At 69.6% G+C, this 15,748-nt stretch carries 20 protein-coding genes; 14 read left to right on the plus strand and 6 right to left on the minus strand.

Annotated elements, in window-relative coordinates; translation table 11 throughout:
• Window positions 1–6: 6 nt before the first annotated feature.
• Together JAN5088_RS05600 and JAN5088_RS05605 are read right to left on the minus strand one after the other, a co-directional pair.
• The gene (locus JAN5088_RS05600; RefSeq protein ID WP_055681829.1) at window positions 7–405 is read right to left on the minus strand and encodes a metallopeptidase family protein; all 399 of its coding nucleotides are present in this window, start codon (window positions 403–405) and stop codon (window positions 7–9) included.
• Window positions 402–1,004, minus strand: coding sequence for a VOC family protein (locus JAN5088_RS05605; protein ID WP_055681830.1), 603 nt, complete (start codon window positions 1,002–1,004; stop codon window positions 402–404). Before JAN5088_RS05605 ends, JAN5088_RS05600 begins: the two co-directional genes overlap by 4 nt.
• On the opposite strand from JAN5088_RS05605, the gene JAN5088_RS05610 reads away from it, so the two are divergent.
• A complete protein-coding gene (locus JAN5088_RS05610) occupies window positions 1,003–1,572 on the plus strand; it encodes a 5-formyltetrahydrofolate cyclo-ligase (protein WP_074962610.1) in 570 nt (189 codons plus the stop codon). The two genes, JAN5088_RS05605 and JAN5088_RS05610, sit on opposite strands and share 2 nt — an antisense overlap.
• A gap of 27 nt (window positions 1,573–1,599) precedes the next feature.
• On the plus strand, window positions 1,600–2,295 hold the full coding sequence (gene rpe / locus JAN5088_RS05615; RefSeq protein WP_055681831.1) for a ribulose-phosphate 3-epimerase: 696 nt from the start codon (window positions 1,600–1,602) through the stop codon (window positions 2,293–2,295).
• Here the strand turns inward: rpe and JAN5088_RS05620 are convergent.
• From JAN5088_RS05620 to JAN5088_RS05635, 4 genes are all read right to left on the minus strand, one after another.
• A complete protein-coding gene (locus tag JAN5088_RS05620) occupies window positions 2,244–2,522 on the minus strand; it encodes a hypothetical protein (protein WP_055681832.1) in 279 nt (92 codons plus the stop codon). The genes rpe and JAN5088_RS05620 overlap by 52 nt on opposite strands.
• Before the next feature lie 97 nt (window positions 2,523–2,619).
• Window positions 2,620–2,937 (minus strand): hypothetical protein, encoded by a 318-nt coding sequence (locus JAN5088_RS05625; RefSeq protein WP_055681833.1) that lies wholly within the window; start codon window positions 2,935–2,937, stop codon window positions 2,620–2,622.
• 91 nt (window positions 2,938–3,028) lie between these two features.
• Window positions 3,029–4,033 (minus strand): Gfo/Idh/MocA family protein, encoded by a 1,005-nt coding sequence (locus JAN5088_RS05630; protein ID WP_233489723.1) that lies wholly within the window; start codon window positions 4,031–4,033, stop codon window positions 3,029–3,031.
• Window positions 4,030–5,091 carry an isocitrate/isopropylmalate dehydrogenase family protein gene (locus tag JAN5088_RS05635; RefSeq protein WP_055681834.1) on the minus strand — a complete coding sequence of 354 codons (1,062 nt, stop codon included), beginning with the start codon at window positions 5,089–5,091 and terminating at the stop codon, window positions 4,030–4,032. Before JAN5088_RS05635 ends, JAN5088_RS05630 begins: the two co-directional genes overlap by 4 nt.
• A 57-nt stretch (window positions 5,092–5,148) precedes the next feature.
• Between JAN5088_RS05635 and JAN5088_RS05640 the strand changes: the two genes are divergently transcribed.
• From JAN5088_RS05640 to ftsA, 12 genes are all read left to right on the plus strand, one after another.
• Window positions 5,149–5,436, plus strand: coding sequence for a putative quinol monooxygenase (locus JAN5088_RS05640; RefSeq protein WP_055681835.1), 288 nt, complete (start codon window positions 5,149–5,151; stop codon window positions 5,434–5,436).
• Window positions 5,436–6,239 carry an N-acyl homoserine lactonase family protein gene (locus JAN5088_RS05645; protein WP_055681836.1) on the plus strand — a complete coding sequence of 268 codons (804 nt, stop codon included), beginning with the start codon at window positions 5,436–5,438 and terminating at the stop codon, window positions 6,237–6,239. The genes JAN5088_RS05640 and JAN5088_RS05645 overlap by 1 nt, the downstream gene beginning before the upstream one ends.
• 102 nt (window positions 6,240–6,341) lie before the next feature.
• Entirely contained in the window at window positions 6,342–6,845 is a 504-nt protein-coding gene (locus JAN5088_RS05650; RefSeq protein ID WP_055681837.1) for a copper chaperone PCu(A)C, read from the plus strand.
• Window positions 6,846–6,849: 4 nt separating this feature from the next.
• Window positions 6,850–7,443 (plus strand): SCO family protein, encoded by a 594-nt coding sequence (locus JAN5088_RS05655; protein ID WP_055681838.1) that lies wholly within the window; start codon window positions 6,850–6,852, stop codon window positions 7,441–7,443.
• A 121-nt stretch (window positions 7,444–7,564) separates the two neighbouring features.
• Window positions 7,565–8,734: a peptidoglycan glycosyltransferase FtsW gene (locus JAN5088_RS05660; protein ID WP_055681839.1), complete on the plus strand. Its 1,170-nt coding sequence runs from the start codon at window positions 7,565–7,567 to the stop codon at window positions 8,732–8,734.
• A 10-nt stretch (window positions 8,735–8,744) separates the two neighbouring features.
• Window positions 8,745–9,839, plus strand: coding sequence for an undecaprenyldiphospho-muramoylpentapeptide beta-N-acetylglucosaminyltransferase (murG, locus tag JAN5088_RS05665; RefSeq protein WP_055681840.1), 1,095 nt, complete (start codon window positions 8,745–8,747; stop codon window positions 9,837–9,839).
• Window positions 9,836–11,245, plus strand: coding sequence for a UDP-N-acetylmuramate--L-alanine ligase (gene murC, locus JAN5088_RS05670; RefSeq protein WP_055681841.1), 1,410 nt, complete (start codon window positions 9,836–9,838; stop codon window positions 11,243–11,245). The genes murG and murC overlap by 4 nt, the downstream gene beginning before the upstream one ends.
• A gap of 8 nt (window positions 11,246–11,253) precedes the next feature.
• On the plus strand, window positions 11,254–11,493 hold the full coding sequence (locus JAN5088_RS05675) for a DUF2484 family protein (RefSeq protein WP_055681842.1): 240 nt from the start codon (window positions 11,254–11,256) through the stop codon (window positions 11,491–11,493).
• Window positions 11,490–12,422 (plus strand): UDP-N-acetylmuramate dehydrogenase, encoded by a 933-nt coding sequence (gene murB, locus JAN5088_RS05680; protein WP_055681843.1) that lies wholly within the window; start codon window positions 11,490–11,492, stop codon window positions 12,420–12,422. The genes JAN5088_RS05675 and murB overlap by 4 nt, the downstream gene beginning before the upstream one ends.
• 87 nt (window positions 12,423–12,509) lie before the next feature.
• Window positions 12,510–13,424 (plus strand): D-alanine--D-alanine ligase, encoded by a 915-nt coding sequence (locus tag JAN5088_RS05685; RefSeq protein WP_055681844.1) that lies wholly within the window; start codon window positions 12,510–12,512, stop codon window positions 13,422–13,424.
• On the plus strand, window positions 13,412–14,320 hold the full coding sequence (locus JAN5088_RS05690) for a cell division protein FtsQ/DivIB (protein WP_055681845.1): 909 nt from the start codon (window positions 13,412–13,414) through the stop codon (window positions 14,318–14,320). The genes JAN5088_RS05685 and JAN5088_RS05690 overlap by 13 nt, the downstream gene beginning before the upstream one ends.
• The gene (gene ftsA / locus JAN5088_RS05695; RefSeq protein ID WP_055681846.1) at window positions 14,317–15,645 is read left to right on the plus strand and encodes a cell division protein FtsA; all 1,329 of its coding nucleotides are present in this window, start codon (window positions 14,317–14,319) and stop codon (window positions 15,643–15,645) included. Before JAN5088_RS05690 ends, ftsA begins: the two co-directional genes overlap by 4 nt.
• Window positions 15,646–15,748: the final 103 nt, after the last annotated feature.

A 15,748-nucleotide genomic window follows, 5' to 3' on the forward strand; every position in this document is an offset into this window, starting at 1 on the left:
AACGCTTCAAGTCCACCATTCGTCTATCGACGCGATCTCCGCATCGGACCATCCGAAGTGATGGGCGAACTCGTGCACCGTCACATGGGCCACGAGCGCCTGCAGCGTCACGTCGCCCCGCGCGGCCCATTCGTCCAGGATCGGCCGCCGGAACAGCGTGACCGTCGACGGCGGTGCGGGCCAGTCCACGCTCCGCTCCGGCAGGGCCACGCCTTCGTAGAGACCGCTCAGGTCATAGCCGTCGTCGATGTCCATGTCGTCGAGCAGCGCGTCGGCGGGCCAATCCTCGACCACGAGCCGCACTTCGGCGGCAAGTGCGGCGAAAGGCTCGGGAAACGCCGCTCGCGTCTCCTCCGCCATTCGTCGGATCACCTCGATGTCGGGAGCTTCGCCGGAGTCGCTCATCCGATCTGGCGCGGTCCGTCGGGGGTGTCGATCGACGCGACGATGGCACGCTCTCCCGTCTCGATCGTGATCCGCGAATCGTCAGTCAATTCCGCCACGATGGGTCCAAGTTCCTCCGCGTTCGGGTGACGCAGGGTCAGACCTGTCAGCCGAAGTCCCTCGTCTGAAAACCTCGGGGCGGGCGTGTCCCACTGGATCAGCGCGGGAAAACAGCCGTCGAAGGGCAGGATGCCGTCGTCGGGCACCGCCATCCGCCAGCGGAACGCCCCGCGAACGAATTCGAGCGGCCGGCCCGCCTGTGGAAAGCGCGCGACCAGCGCGTCCAGATCGTCCGTCCGCAGGATCCAGTTGCCGATCCGGGGCGGCCCGGCCCGCCGGTCGAGATCGAACCATCGGGCGCGCCCCGGCGCGGGGGCATCGGGGTCGATGGCGATCACCTCGAAATATTCGCCCGGCCCCAGCCCCGACAGCCGGTTGTGCGTGCCCATGAGCGCATGTCCGCCGCCCGGCCCGATCCGCTGGCCCAGATGCCGGGTCACGTAGGCCGCGCCGTCATCCAGCGTTGCGGCAGCGATGGCGAAGTGGTCAAAGGCTGTCATGGGGGATGACGCTAGTCTGACGGCGCGCAAGGCGCAATTGCGCAGGTCCTGCATCGCGGCGCGCGATGCCGTGGGGCCGAACCCGCGCGCGGTGGCGGCCACACGCCTGTTCGCACGCATGTGGGGCCTGCGCGGCCGGACCATCGCCGGATACCTGCCGATCGGGTCGGAGGCGGACCCCACCGGCGTGATGCGCGTCCTGTCGCGCGACAACCGCATCTGCGTGCCGGTGGTGACAGGCAAGGGTGCACCCCTGCGGTTCCGCGAATGGACGCCGGGCTGCGCACTGGAGACCGGGCCCTTCGGCGTATCGGTCCCCACCGACGGCGGCTGGCGCGTGCCCGACCTGCTCATCGTGCCGATGGTGGGGTTCGATGCCGCTGGCGGGCGGCTGGGCTATGGCGGCGGCTTCTACGACCGGACGCTCTCCGGCCTCCGCGATGCCGACGTCGTGGGGTTCGCGCTGGAGGCGCAGCGGATCGACGCCGTGCCTGCCGGTCGCCACGACATCACCCTGCCCTGGATCGTGACCGATGCCGGGGTTTTCGGCACCGGGGCGGAGGTGTAACCCGCCCCCAGTCCAACGGAGGTTTCCATGACCGACAGCTTCGACCGTTCCCTCAAGATCGCCCCGTCGATCCTGGCCGCCGATTTCGCCGCCTTCGGCGCCGAATGCGAGGCGGTCGAGGCTCAGGGCGCCGACTGGGTCCACGTCGACGTGATGGACGGGCATTTCGTGCCCAACATCACCTTCGGCCCGGCCATGTGCGCGGCGCTCCGGCCGCATATCCGGGGCACGATGGACGTGCACCTGATGATCGCGCCGGTGGACCCCTACATCGACGCCTTCGCGCGGGCGGGCGCGGACGTCATCACCGCGCATGTGGAGGCGGGGCCGCATGTCCACCGCACCCTTCAGGCGATCCGCGCGTCGGGGGCACGGCCGGGGGTCGCGCTGAACCCCGGCACCCCGGCCGAGGCGGTGGCGACCCTGCTCGACGACGTCGACATGGTCTGCGTGATGACCGTCAACCCGGGCTTCGGCGGGCAGAGCTTCCTGCCTGCCCAGACGGACAAGATCCGCAGACTGCGTCAGATGATCGGCGACCGGCCCGTCCACATCCAGGCCGACGGCGGTATTGACCCGGATACGGCGGCGTCGGTCGTGGCCGCGGGGGCCGACGTGCTGGTCGCCGGGTCGGCCGTGTTCCGCGGCGGCTCCGTCGCCGATGCGGACGTCTACGGCAGGAACATCCGCGCCATCCGGTCCGCCGCACGTCCCGTTTCCTGACGCACCGGCAGGCCGCAGAACGCGGCGGTCTGGGCACTCAGCGGCGGGATGCAGGACGTCGTGGTGGCTTTCTGCAGGGGCGCATCGGCGGCTACGGCCGGACCGATGGGAAGGACGCGATCAACCGGCGTCACGGCGGCGAGGAACGTGAGCGCCAGCAGCGCGAAGACCAGTCGTTCGCCATCGCGCGCGTGGCTGGTGGATCGGAAAAGGTGCAGGCCGGTCATCGCGGGCCTCCTTCATGTGACGGTTTCTACCGGGTGGGGGCGGGCGGGATCGTCCGCCCCCGGGGCCGGGGCTTTGCCCCGGCATGCACGCGCCTGTTCAGAGACGCATGAAGAAGTCGTCCGTGCCCTTCCACCATTCCATCAGTTCGCCCAGCGTGACGTTGTCGCCCGTCCGGTCGATGTCCATTCCCAGAAGGACGGCCAGCCGCCGCGCGGTCCGCGCCTCGTTCGTGGGCGAGCCGTCGCGGCGGATCGTGGCGTCCATCTCGCGCGCGGCGGATTGCAACGCCGCCTCGAGCCGTCGGGCGGGCGTCGCGGGGTGCGACGCGGCAAGGTCGCGGACGACCGACCGGAACCCGTCCGGGCCGGAGTGCAGTGCTTCGAGCACCAGGATCAACAAGTCTTCCTCGGTCATCGGACCCCCTTCGTTCGGGGGCGGTATGGCCGGCGATCCCTCAACCGGAGGTTAAGCGGGGCGTACCGTCGCCGGGAAAACGTTGAAGGTTTTAGATACCTTGGAACGGAAGCCGCGCACCGCACCCGGCCGATGCATAGGCCAGCTCCACCAGCGCGATGACGGTCAGGTAATCGCGGGCGGTGTTCTCGAACCCGCCGCGACCCTCCAGCGCTGCCACGGCATGAGACTGCAATGCGTGGACGCAGTCGCCCGCGAACCCCGGCCAGTTCCGCGCGGCCAGCAGGACGTGCCGCTCCCGCGTGCCCGTCGCGCGGAAAGTCACCGCCCCGTCGCCCGTCAGGTGCAGGGCGCCAGCGTCCCCCTCCAGCAGCGCCTCGCCGAAGGTGCGGCGGGGGTCGTCGGTATCGAAGTCCGACAGACGGTTGCCGTCGAGCATCGCCCGCGCCCCAGCGCCGTAGTCGAGGATCAGATACCCCGCGTCCTCGCCCCGGATCGCGGGGTTGAGGCGGCGCAGGTCGGCGTAGACCCCGTCGGGCGTGCCCAGCAGAAACCGGAAGACGTCGATGTAGTGTACCCCGGTCTCGTGGATCAGGAAGCGCGGCATGTCGCGGAAATAGGGCTGCCGCGCGAGATAGGCGTCTGGCCCCCGCCCGTCGCCGGGGCGCAGGCGGAACGACAGGGTCAGCGGGCGGCCCAACATCCCGTCGTCCAGTGCGGCCTTCATTGTGCGGAACCAGGGCTGGAAGCGGAAGTTCTCATGCACGATCAAGGGGACGCCGGCCGCTTCCGCTTCCGCGGTCACGGCCAGCGCCTCCTCGGGCGAGGTGCAGAAGGGCTTCTGGCAAATGATCGCGCGAGGTCTGTGGGGCAGGGCGGTGCGGATGGCCTGCGCGTGGCTCGGTGACGGCGTGGCAATGTCGAGGATGTCGGGCGCGGCGGCAACCAGCATCTCCTCCAGCGTGGTGAAATCGGCACTTCGCGCGGGGTCGCTGTCGCAGGTGGCGACCAGTTCCGCCCCCGCGATCCGGCCCCAGGCCTCGCGGTGGAACCCGGCGAAATAGCCCAACCCCATCAGGCCCACGCGCAGCGTCACAGACGCGCCATCACCGCAGCCGCGGCGCCCCGCGTGTCGAGCATGCCGCCAAGGTCGCCGGTCGTCTCTCCCGCCACGATGCAGCCGTCCACGGCGGCCCGCACCCGCGCCGCGTCGCGCAGCAGGTCGGGCACGTCGTACCGCCGGCCCAGCCAGTCGAGCATCATGCCCGCCGACAGGATCATGGCGAAGGGGTTGGCGACTCCCCGCCCCGCGATGTCGGGGGCCGAACCGTGGCAGGGCTGGAAGACGGCGTGGTCCTCGCCGATATCGGCCGAGGGCGCCATCCCGAGGCCCCCCATCAGTCCCGCGCCAAGGTCCGACAGGATGTCGCCGAACATGTTTTCGGTCACCATCACGTCCCAGTCCCAGGGACGGATCACCATCCAGAGCGCCATGGCGTCGACATAGGCGTGGTCGGCTGTCAGGTCGGGATATCCGCCGGCCACCTCGTCGAAAATGCCACGCCAGAATGCGAAGGCGCGGAAGACATTGGCCTTGTCGACCGAGGTGACGCGCCCCGGATGCCCCTCCGCCAGACGTTCCCGCGCCATGCGGAAGGCGAAGTCGCAGACGCGCGCGGTCGATTTCCGCGTCAGGCGCAGCGTCTCCTCGGCCAGATCGGGCTCGACCCTGCCCCGATTGCGGGTATGGAACAGACCTTCCGTCGATTCCCGGATCAGGACGAAGTCGACCGTCTTTCCCTCCGGCAGGGCCAGCGGCGTCCGCATCCCCGGCACGATCCGCACCGGTCGCACCCCGGCATAGAGGTCGAGCGCGATGCGAAGGTCGATCTGCGGTGTCAGCTCCGTGCCGTCGGGTTTCCGCACCGCCGGATCGCCCAACGCGCTGAGCAGGATGGCATCCGCGGCGCGGGCGGTCGCGAGGGACCGCTCGGGCAGGTCGGAGCCGCACTCGCGATAGCTCGCAGCCCCCGCAGGGCAATCGTGGAAGGCGAAATCGTGCTCCAGCCCGCGCAGCAGGTCCAGGGTGGGCGCCATGATCTCGGGACCGATGCCGTCGCCGGAAAACACCGCGATGTTGAAAGTCTTGGACATGCGCCCCCCCTCGCGCCAGTGTCGCAAGCGTAGGTCGTGCCATGGGGGAGGGGAAGGATGTTCGTCGTCACCGTCACCATCGAGGTGCATCCCGGCCACTGGCGGGATTTCCTGCCGCTGGTCATGGAGAACGCCCGTGCCTCGGTGTCGGAGCCCGCCTGCCAGCGGTTCGACGTCGCGACCGACCCGGACCGACCGGGCGAGGTCTTCCTCTATGAGCTCTACGACGACGCGTCCGGGTTCGACGCGCACCGCAAGACCCCGCATTACGCAACCTTCGACCGGGGCACGGCCGACATGATCCGCCGCAAGTCCGTCGTCACCTATTCCGAATTCCACGCCTGATGGACAGCGATTGGGAAGTCTTCGCCCTGCGCTATGCCGAGCGCGAGGGCCGTGTACGCGGCGACAGCTTCATCTTCGACGATGCCCACGACGCGCCGCATCCCATGGACTACTTCATGTGGCTGCTGCGCCGACCGGGCCGGACGATCCTTGTCGATACCGGCTACGACCAGATGGAGGCCGCGCGGCGCGGCAGGCCCATCCTTCTCGACCCGCGCGAGGCGCTGGAGCCCTTCGGTCTCGCACCCGACCTGATCGACACGGTTATCGTCACCCATCTGCATTACGATCACGCGGGCGGGCTGCACCTGTTTCCGAAGGCCACGCTGCACATGCAGGCGGCCGAGATGGCCTATGCCACCGGCCCCTGCATGTGTCACGACGTGCTGCGGATGCCCTATACCGGCGACCATGTGGCCCATGCGGTGCGCCGCCTCTATCAGGGGCGGGTGATGTTCCACGACGGCGACGGGCAGGTGGCCGAGGGGGTCACCGTTCACCGTATCGGCGGCCATTCGCGCGGGTTGCAGGCGGTGCGGGTCCGGACCGGGGCGGGGTGGCTCTGCCTCGCGTCCGACGCCGCGCATTACTATGAGAACATCCTGGCCGCCAAGCCGTTTCCCATCGTGGCGGACGTGACCGAGATGCTCGACGGCTTTGCCACGCTGCGGCGGCTCGCGTCCTCGCCCGGCCTGATCGTGCCGGGCCACGACCCGCTGGTGCGCGACCTGTTTCCCGAACATGCGCCCGGATGCTGGCGCCTGTCGAACGGGCCCACGGGGCGTCTGCCCTCCTACGGCTGATCCCCGCGGGCTGCCGCCGGGTGCGACGGCATGTCGGGCTTCAAACCGGACGTCGAAGGTGCCATGTCTCCGCTGCACATTCCTGCGTGACGGAGACTCCCCATGCGCATTTTCCCGATCCTCGCCGCCCTGACGCTGGCCGTGGCCCTGCCCGCCGGGGCCCAGACGACGACGCTGGGCGACCTGACCCTCGATGCGCCGATGCTGCGCGACACGCCCCCCAATGCGCCGGTGGCCGGCGGTTTCCTGACCGTGACGAACAACGGCGAGGCCGACGACACGCTCATCTCCGCCGCCACCATCGACGGCATCGCGGGCGAGGTCCAGCTTCACAGGATGGAGATGGACGGCGACGTCATGAAGATGGCGCAGGTCGACGGCGGCATCGAGATTCCGGCCGGCGCGACGGTCACGCTGATGCCCGGCGGGCTGCACCTGATGCTGATGGGTCTGACCGGCCCGCTGGAGGCGGGAACGTCCCACCCCGTGACCCTGATCTTCGAGAACGCGGGCGAGGTCACGATGGACTTTCCGGTCATGACGCTGGCCGAAATCCGGGCCGCGACCGGCGAGGCCGGGATGGACGCCGGCAAGATGGGGAACTGAGGCCATGACCCGGACGACAACCTGGATCGCGGCGGTTCTGGTCGGCGTGCTGGCGCTCGGCGGGGGCTTCGGCCTGCGCTGGCTGATGGACGCCCGCGACACCGTCTCCGTCACCGGCACCGAACTGGGCGCGCCTTTCGCGCTGATCGACCAGAACGGCGAGACGATCACCGAAGCCGCCTTCACCGGACGGCCCAGCCTTCTGTTCTTCGGCTTCACCCATTGCCCCGAGGTCTGCCCGACGACCGTCTACGACATGGATACCTGGCTTCGGGATCTCGACGTGGCCCCCGATGCCGTGGGCGCCTATTTCGTGACCGTCGATCCCGAGCGCGACACGCCCGAGTTCCTGCGCGAATATCTGGAGCCGCAGTCGGACCGCATCCTCGGCATCACCGGCCCGCCCGAGGACGTCTGGGAGATGGCCCGGTCGTGGCGCGTCTACTGGCAGAAGCAATCGCTGGGCGGCGACGAATACACCCTCGACCACTACGCCTCGATCTTCGTGCTGAACGACGAGGGCCGCGTCGTCGACCTGATCGCCTATCAGGAAGACCCCGAAAGCGCCAAGGCCAAGATCGCCGCCGTGCTGGGCTGACGCCCGGACGGTTTTGCACCGGGCCGGGGGAAAGCCTCTGGCCTGATTCGCAAGGCTGCGCTAGACTGCCCGCACGAGACCCGGAAAACCGGGCGGGCAGTCAGAAGTTGCAGGCGGATCAATGACAGAAATCGCGCATGGCGCGGTCGCCGTCCTCCCGGGCGAGGCCATCGTTTCCCGTTGGTGGAGAACGCTCGACAAGGGCACGCTGGGCGCGCTGGTCCTGCTGTTCGCCGTCGGGCTTCTGCTCGGGTTCGCGGCCTCCGTGCCCCTAGCCGAACGCAACGGCCTGCCGCCCTTCCACTACGTCTATCGCCAGGCGGTCTTCGGCACGCTCGCCTTCGGCGTGATGCTCGCCACCTCGATGCTCTCGCCCAACATGGTGCGGCGGCTGGGGGTGATCGGCTTCTTCGTCGCGGCCGCCGCGCTGATGATGCTGCCGGTGCTGGGCACCGACTTCGGCAAGGGGGCGGTGCGGTGGTATTCGCTGGGGTTCATCTCGCTCCAGCCATCCGAATTCCTCAAGCCCGTGTTCATCATCATGACCGCCTGGCTGATGGCCTCGGCGTCCGAGCCCAATGGCCCGCCGGGCAAGGTCATCAGCTTCGCCATCCTCGTCGTCGTCATCGCCTTCCTCGCGCTGCAACCCGACTTCGGGCAGGCGATGCTGGTCGTGGTCGCCTGGTCGGCCATCTATTTCGTCGCGGGCGCGCCGATCCTGCTCCTGACGGGCGTGGTGGGCTGCGTCGCGGCGGTGGGGTTCGTGGCCTACAACAACTCCCAGCACTTCGCCCGCCGCATCGACGGTTTCCTGTCGCCCGACGTCGATCCACGCACGCAGATGGGCTATGCCATCGACGCGATCCGCGAGGGGGGCTTCTTCGGCACCGGCGTCAACGAGGGACGGGTCAAGTGGATCCTGCCCGATGCGCACACCGACTTCATCATCGCCGTCGCGGCCGAGGAATACGGCCTCGTCATGGTGCTGTTCGTGGTGGCGCTGTTCGCCTTCATCGCCGCGCGCAGCCTGATGCGTCTCTGCGTGGAGCGGGATACCTTCATCCGCCTGGCGGGCACCGGACTGACCGTGCTTCTGGCCAGCCAGGCGTTCATCAACCTCGGCGTGGCGGTGCGCCTGCTGCCCGCCAAGGGCATGACGCTGCCCTTCGTCAGCTACGGCGGGTCCTCGCTCATCGCGATGGGGATATTGACGGGGATGCTGCTGTGCTTCACCCGGACCCGGCCGCAGGCCGAGATCGGGGATCACCTGCTCTCGAACGGATACCGCTGAAAGGGCTCGCATGGCCTCGCCGCTCATCGTCATCGCCGCCGGGGGGACCGGGGGGCACATGTTTCCGGCGCAGGCCCTGGCCGAGGAGATGCTGGCCCGCGACTGGCGGGTGAAGCTCTCGACCGACGTGCGCGGTGCACGCTACGCAAGCGGCTTCCCGGCCGAGGTCGAAATCGAGGTCGTCCCCTCCGCCACCCCGGCGCGCGGCGGGCTCGGCGCCAAGGCAGGCGTGCCGTTCAAGCTGACGGGCGGGGTGCTGCGCGCGCTGCGTGGCTTCCGGCGCGACCGGCCGGCCGTCGTCGCGGGCTTCGGCGGCTATCCGGCCATTCCCGCGATGGCGGCGGCGGTGCTGCTGCGGCTGCCGCGCATCCTGCACGAACAGAACGGAGTGCCGGGCCGCGTCAACCGCGTCTTCGCCACCCGCGTCGATGCGGTGGCCTGCGGCATCTGGCCCACCGACCTGCCCGACGGGGCCGAGGCCGTCCATACCGGCAACCCGGTGCGCGCGGCGATCCTGGGGCGGGCGGGGGCGCCCTACATTCCGCCGGGCGACTATCCCATGAACCTCCTCGTCGTCGGCGGCAGCCAGGGCGCCCGCATCCTGTCGGACGTGGTGCCCCCCGCCGTCGCCGCCCTGCCGGAGGAGTTGCGCGTCCATCTGCGCGTGGCGCAGCAGGCCCGCCCCGAAGACATCGACCGCGTGCGCGCCTTCTATGACGAGGCGGGCATCGCCGCCGACGTCCAGCCCTTCTTCGACGACATCCCCGCGCGAATGGCCGACGCGCAGCTCGTCGTCTGCCGGGCGGGCGCCTCCACCGTGGCCGATCTGTCGGTCATCGGGCGGCCCGCGATCCTGGTGCCCTATGCCGTGGCCGCGGGCGACCACCAGACCGCGAACGCCCGCGTCCTGACCGAGGCGGGCGCCGCCATCCTCGTGCCCGAACGCCGGCTGACGCCGGAGGCCCTGACCGAGCAGATGGACCTCATCCTTTCCAACCCGAACGGCGCCACCCAGATGTCCCGCGCCGCCCTTTCGGCCGCGATGCCCGACGCGGCGGAACGGCTGGCCGATCTGGCCGAACACACCGCGAGCAAGAACCTATGAACCCCACCAAGCTGCCCCAGCATACGGGCCCCATCCACTTCGTCGGCATCGGCGGCATCGGCATGTCCGGCATCGCCGAGGTGCTGCTGTCCTATGGTCTGTCGGTGCAGGGGTCCGACCTGAAGCCATCCAACATAACGGACCGCCTTGCCTCCCTCGGCGCGCGCATCTTCGAGGGGCAGAGCGCCGCGAACCTCAAGGATGCGGAGGTCGTGGTGATCTCCTCGGCCATCAAGCCGGGCAATCCCGAACTCGACGCGGCGCGGTCGCGTGGCCTCCCGGTGGTGCGCCGGGCCGAGATGCTGGCCGAACTGATGCGCCTGAAGTCCAACGTGGCCGTGGCGGGCACCCATGGCAAGACGACGACGACGACCATGGTGGCCGCGCTGCTGGATGCCGGCAAGCTCGACCCCACGGTCATCAACGGCGGGATCATCCATGCCTATGGCTCCAACGCCCGGATGGGTCAGGGCGAGTGGATGGTGGTCGAGGCGGACGAGTCGGACGGCACCTTCAACCGCCTGCCCGCCACCATCGCCATCGTCACCAACATCGACCTCGAGCACATGGAGCACTGGGGCAGCATCGAGAAGCTGCGCCAGGGCTTCACCGACTTCGTGTCGAACATCCCGTTCTACGGCCTCGCCGTCTGCTGCACCGACCACCCCGAGGTGCGCGCGCTGGTGGGCCGCGTTACCGACCGCCGCGTCGTCACCTTCGGCTTCAACGCGCAGGCCGATGTGCGCGCCGTCAACCTGACCTACAAGGCGGGCGTCGCGCATTTCGACATCCAGCTTCAGGCCGAGGATGCCGTGATCGAGGGTTGCACCCTGCCGATGCCGGGCGATCACAACGTGTCGAACGCCCTCTCGGCCGTCGCCGTCGCGCGCGAACTCGGCGTGCCCAAGGGCGTCATCCGCGACGCGCTCGCGGCCTTCGGCGGCGTCAACCGGCGCTTCACCCGCGTGGGCGACTGGAACGGCGTGCCCATCATCGACGACTACGGCCACCACCCGGTCGAGATCGCCGCCGTCCTGCGCGCTGCACGCCAATCCATCGGCGACACCGGCCGCGTCATCGCCATCCACCAGCCGCATCGCTACTCGCGTCTGCGCGACCTGTTCGACGACTTCTGCGGTTGTTTCGCCGATGCCGACGTGGTGGGCATCGCCGACGTCTACGCGGCGGGCGAAGATCCGATCGAGGGTGCGGGCCGTGACGATCTGGTGGCGGGTCTCATCCGAACCGGCCACCGGCATGCCCGCGCCGTGACGGGCGAGGACGATCTGGAGCGTCTCGTGCGCGAACAGGCGCGGCCGGGCGATATCGTGGTCTGCCTCGGCGCGGGCACGATCTCGGGCTGGGCCGTCGCGCTGCCCGCCCGGCTGAACCGGGCGGCGGCCTGACGGGCGGCATGGCGGGCGTCGGGCTCTGCCTCTGGGTCGTGGCGGCCTGGGTGCTGATGGTCACGCTTCGCGGCCGCCAGACATGGTATGCCGCGGGCGGGCTGATCGTGACGGGCGTGCCGCTCCTCGTGTGGCTCGGCCGGTCCATGGGGGCGGGCTGGCTCCTCGTCGGGGTCGCGGTCCTCGCGCTCGTCCTGCGCTGGCCGCTGCGATACGCGCTTCGCTGGGCGCGGGGATTGCTGCGATGACCTACCCCGAGGTGCGCGGCACCCTGACCGAAAACCGCTCCCTCGCCGACTTGACATGGCTGCGCGTCGGCGGACCGGCGGATGCGCTGTTCCAGCCCGCCGACCTCGACGACCTGCGCGCGTTTCTCGCTGCACTCGACACCGCGGTCCCGGTCTTCCCCATGGGCGTGGGGTCGAACCTGATCGTGCGCGACGGGGGGCTGCGGGCCGTGGTCGTCCGCCTGGGCCGCGGCTTCAACGGCATCGACATCGACGGCGACCGGGTCCACGCGGGGGCCGCCGCGCTCGACGCCCATGTCGCGCGCAAGGCGGCGCAGGCGGGGCGCGACCTCACCTTCCTTCGCACCATCCCGGGCAGCATCGGCGGCGCCGTCGCCATGAACGCGGGCTGCTACGGCAGCTACGTGGCCGACCGACTGGAGGAAGTTCAGGCCGTCACCCGCACGGGCGACCTCGTGACCATTCCCGCCGCCGACCTGAAGCTCGCCTATCGCAGCAGCGCCATTCCGCCCGGCCACGTCCTCACCCGCGCCACCTTCCGCGCCGACGCCGGCGACCCGCAGGCCCTGGAGCAGCGGATGGCCGATCAACTCGCCCGTCGCGACGCGAGCCAGCCGACGAAGGACCGCAGCGCCGGCTCCACCTTCCGCAACCCCGCGGGGTTCAGCAGCACCGGCCGCGCCGACGACAGCCAGGAGTTGAAGGCGTGGAAGGTGATCGACGATGCGGGGATGCGCGGCGCGACGCGCGGCGGGGCCATCATGTCGCCGAAGCACCCCAACTTTCTGGTGAATCAGAACAATGCCACTGCCGCCGATCTTGAAGGATTGGGCGAGGAGGTGCGAAAGAGGGTTTTCGAGACCAGCGGATTGACGCTAGAGTGGGAGATAATGCGGGTCGGCGACGGCCCGGACCAGTCGGGCGAATGACCCGCACCCCGCAACGGCCCGCGAGAGGCCGGGGAGACAAGAACAAGCCGAGGCACGAACGACCCGGCGAGGCGCAGGATATCGGGTATGTCGGGCAGGACACCCAAGCATGTCGCCGTCCTGATGGGCGGCCCTTCGGCGGAGCGTGAGGTCAGCCTCTCGTCGGCACGCGGCTGTGCCTTCGCGCTGCGCGAGGAAGGCTTCGACGTGTCCGAGATCGACGCGGGCGACGATCTCGTCGCGCTCCTTTGCGCCACGGCCCCCGACGTCGTCTTCAACGCCCTGCACGGCCGCTGGGGCGAGGACGGCTGCGTGCAGGGCCTGCTCGAATGGCTGCGCCTGCCCTATACCCATTCGGGCGTGCTGGCCTCCGCCACCGCCATGGACAAGACGCGCACCAAGGACATCTATCGCGCCGCGGGCCTGCCGGTGGTCGAAAGCCGGATCGTGTCGCGCGCCGAGGCCATGGCCGCCCACGTCCTGCCGCCGCCCTATGTCGTCAAGCCGAACAACGAAGGCTCCTCCGTCGGTATCTACATCGTCCACGAAGGCACCGATGAGCCGCCGCGACTGGCCGACACCATGCCCGGCACCGTCATGGTCGAAACCTATGCGCCCGGCCGCGAACTCACCTGCACCGTGCTGGGCGACCGGGCGTTGACGGTGACGGAAATCCACACCGACGGCTGGTACGACTACGACGCCAAATACGCCACCGGCGGCAGCCGCCACACGCTGCCCGCCGACCTGCCGCCGGAAATCTTCGCGGCCTGTCAGGATTACGCCCTGCGTGCCCACGCGGCCCTCGGCTGCCGCTCGATCAGCCGCACCGATTTTCGCTGGGACGACACCCGCGGGGCCGCGGGCCTGATCCTGCTGGAGACGAACACGCAACCCGGAATGACGCCCACATCGCTCAGCCCCGAGCAGGCCGCGCACCACGGCATCACCTTCGGCGCGCTCTGCCGCCAGCTGGTCGAGGAGGCGTCATGCGACCGCTGAAGCGCCCCGCCGGCACCGATCCCGCGCCGTCGAAATGGCAGTACCGGATGCAGCGGCTGTGGCTCACGCCGCTGTTCCGCGCGCTGGTGCGCACCGGCATCCCCAGCTTCGGCTTCGTCTTCCTGTTCACCTGGTACATCAACGACCCCGTCCGGGTCACGGCCATCGTGGATGGCTACGAGAGCATCATCCGCAGCTTTCAGGACCGTCCGGAGTTCATGGTCGGCCTCCTGCGGATCGAAGGCGCCAGCGACCAGCTTCAGTCCGATATCCAGGAGGCGCTGCCCATCGACCTGCCGCTGTCGCAATTCCAGCTCGACATCGACGCGCTCCACGCCGCGCTCGTCAGCCTCGACCCGGTTCTGGATGCCGAGGTGCGGGTGAAATCGGGCGGCGTGCTACTCCTCAAGATCACCGAACGCCAGCCCGCCGTCGCCTGGATCCAGGACGGCAAGGTCGAGGTGCTGGACGCCACCGGTCACCGCGTCGCCACGCTCGACGACATCGCCTCGGCGGGCGCGCTGCCGCTCATCGCGGGCGAGGGGGCCGAGACCCGCGTGCCCGAGGCGCTGACCCTGATCGGCGCGGCCACCCCCATCACCGACCGCCTGATCGGCCTGACCCGCGTGGGCAACCGCCGCTGGGACGTGGTTCTGACGCGCGGCCAGCGCATCGCGCTGCCCGAAGATGGCCCCGCCGCGGCGCTCGACCGTGCGCTGGCGATGCATGCCGTCAAGGACGTGCTGTCGCGTGACGTCACCGTGGTCGACCTGCGCCTTCCCGGCCGCCCCGTCCTGCGCCTCAGCCCCGCCGCCCGCGCCGAGCTGAAGGACCTGCAGGAGCTTGAGCGCCTGTCCCTTTCCCTGTCCGAAGCCGATATCGAGAGCATCGAATGAGCCGTCTTTTCCACGCCCAACGCGCCATGCGCCGCAAACGTCAGGCCGCCCTCCAGCGCGGCGTCGTCGCCATTCTCGACGTGGGCACCTTCAAGACCGCCTGCCTCGTCCTCAGGTTCGAGGAGAACACCCCCCAGGGCGAGGGCGTGGGCCACATGGCGGGGCAGTCGAACTTCCGCGTCATCGGCGCCTCCACCACCCGGTCGCGCGGCATCCGGCAGGGCGAGGTCGACGCCATGCCCGAGACCGAACGCGCCATCCGCACCGCCATCCAGGGCGCGCAGAAGATGGCGAACGTCCGCGTCGATCACGTCATCGCCTGCTTCTCCGGCGGGCGCCCGACCTCCTGGCCACTGTCTGGCGAGGTGATGCTCGACGCCGGACCGTGCACCGTCCACGACGTCGGCCGCGTTCTGTCGTCGATCGAGACCCCCGATATCGGGCCGGGGCGCGAGGTGCTGCACGCCCAGCCCGTCAACTTCGGCATCGACCACCGCACCACCCTGCGCGATCCCCGCGGTCAGACCGGCGAGATGCTGCGCACCGACATGCATCTGCTGTCCGTCGACGCCCACGCCATCGAGAACCTGCTTACCTGCATCCACCGCTGCGACCTGGAACTCGCGGGCCTCGCTTCCGCCCCCTATGCCGCCGCCACTTCGGCGCTGGTCGAGGACGAGAAGGAACTGGGCGCGGCCTGCATCGACATGGGCGGCGGCACAACCGGCATCTCGATCTTCATGCGCAAGCACATGGTCTTTGCCGACACCGTGCCCTTCGGCGGAGCGCATGTGACCTCCGACATCAGCCAGGGCCTCCGCATCCCCGCGGACGCGGCCGAGAAGATCAAGACGCGCTACGGCGGGGTCCATGCGACCGGGATGGACGACCGCGAACTCATCGCGCTGGAGGCGGATACCGGCGACTGGCACCACGACCGCCGGTCGGTCACGCGCACCGAACTCATCGGCATCATCCGCCCCCGGATGGAGGAGATCCTGGAGGAGGTCCGCGCCCGGCTGGACGAGGCGGGCTTCCGCGACCTGCCGAGCCAGCGCATCGTCCTGACCGGCGGCGCCTCGCAGCTTCCGGGCCTCGATCAGCTCGCCGCGCGCATTCTCGGCAACCAGGTCCGGCTCGGCCGGCCGCTGCGCGTCCACGGCCTTCCCGAAGCGGCCAAGGGTCCGGCCTTCGCGGCCTGCGTCGGCCTCTGCATGCAGGGCGCCGAGCCGCAGGACGAATTCTGGGACTTCGAGCCCGTTCCCGAGCGCGCGTCGGGTCGCAGTTTGCGCCGCGCCGTCAGGTGGTTCCGCGACAATTGGTGAAACAAGACAATTTTTCGCCACATTTGAGACAGTCGATTCGTTTTTGGGGTGACGGACGTTTTCAAACCCGTTACCTTAAGGTGAAGAATAAGCGGAAAACGCT

The organism is Jannaschia rubra (assembly GCF_001403735.1).
In the GTDB taxonomy this organism is placed as follows: Bacteria; Pseudomonadota; Alphaproteobacteria; order Rhodobacterales; family Rhodobacteraceae; genus Jannaschia; species Jannaschia rubra.

What these genes read in the sequence shown, in the direction of transcription:
- JAN5088_RS05600 (WP_055681829.1), bottom strand. Translation starts at nt 405, where the DNA reads ATGAGCGACTCCGGCGAAGCTCCCGACATCGAGGTGATCCGACGAATG.
- JAN5088_RS05610 (WP_074962610.1), top strand. Translation starts at nt 1,003, where the DNA reads ATGGGGGATGACGCTAGTCTGACGGCGCGCAAGGCGCAATTGCGCAGG.
- JAN5088_RS05605 (WP_055681830.1), bottom strand. Translation starts at nt 1,004, where the DNA reads ATGACAGCCTTTGACCACTTCGCCATCGCTGCCGCAACGCTGGATGAC.
- rpe (WP_055681831.1), top strand. Translation starts at nt 1,600, where the DNA reads ATGACCGACAGCTTCGACCGTTCCCTCAAGATCGCCCCGTCGATCCTG.
- JAN5088_RS05620 (WP_055681832.1), bottom strand. Translation starts at nt 2,522, where the DNA reads ATGACCGGCCTGCACCTTTTCCGATCCACCAGCCACGCGCGCGATGGC.
- JAN5088_RS05625 (WP_055681833.1), bottom strand. Translation starts at nt 2,937, where the DNA reads ATGACCGAGGAAGACTTGTTGATCCTGGTGCTCGAAGCACTGCACTCC.
- JAN5088_RS05635 (WP_055681834.1), bottom strand. Translation starts at nt 5,091, where the DNA reads ATGTCCAAGACTTTCAACATCGCGGTGTTTTCCGGCGACGGCATCGGT.
- JAN5088_RS05640 (WP_055681835.1), top strand. Translation starts at nt 5,149, where the DNA reads ATGTTCGTCGTCACCGTCACCATCGAGGTGCATCCCGGCCACTGGCGG.
- JAN5088_RS05645 (WP_055681836.1), top strand. Translation starts at nt 5,436, where the DNA reads ATGGACAGCGATTGGGAAGTCTTCGCCCTGCGCTATGCCGAGCGCGAG.
- JAN5088_RS05650 (WP_055681837.1), top strand. Translation starts at nt 6,342, where the DNA reads ATGCGCATTTTCCCGATCCTCGCCGCCCTGACGCTGGCCGTGGCCCTG.
- JAN5088_RS05655 (WP_055681838.1), top strand. Translation starts at nt 6,850, where the DNA reads ATGACCCGGACGACAACCTGGATCGCGGCGGTTCTGGTCGGCGTGCTG.
- JAN5088_RS05660 (WP_055681839.1), top strand. Translation starts at nt 7,565, where the DNA reads ATGACAGAAATCGCGCATGGCGCGGTCGCCGTCCTCCCGGGCGAGGCC.
- murG (WP_055681840.1), top strand. Translation starts at nt 8,745, where the DNA reads ATGGCCTCGCCGCTCATCGTCATCGCCGCCGGGGGGACCGGGGGGCAC.
- murC (WP_055681841.1), top strand. Translation starts at nt 9,836, where the DNA reads ATGAACCCCACCAAGCTGCCCCAGCATACGGGCCCCATCCACTTCGTC.
- JAN5088_RS05675 (WP_055681842.1), top strand. Translation starts at nt 11,254, where the DNA reads ATGGCGGGCGTCGGGCTCTGCCTCTGGGTCGTGGCGGCCTGGGTGCTG.
- murB (WP_055681843.1), top strand. Translation starts at nt 11,490, where the DNA reads ATGACCTACCCCGAGGTGCGCGGCACCCTGACCGAAAACCGCTCCCTC.
- JAN5088_RS05685 (WP_055681844.1), top strand. Translation starts at nt 12,510, where the DNA reads ATGTCGGGCAGGACACCCAAGCATGTCGCCGTCCTGATGGGCGGCCCT.
- JAN5088_RS05690 (WP_055681845.1), top strand. Translation starts at nt 13,412, where the DNA reads ATGCGACCGCTGAAGCGCCCCGCCGGCACCGATCCCGCGCCGTCGAAA.
- ftsA (WP_055681846.1), top strand. Translation starts at nt 14,317, where the DNA reads ATGAGCCGTCTTTTCCACGCCCAACGCGCCATGCGCCGCAAACGTCAG.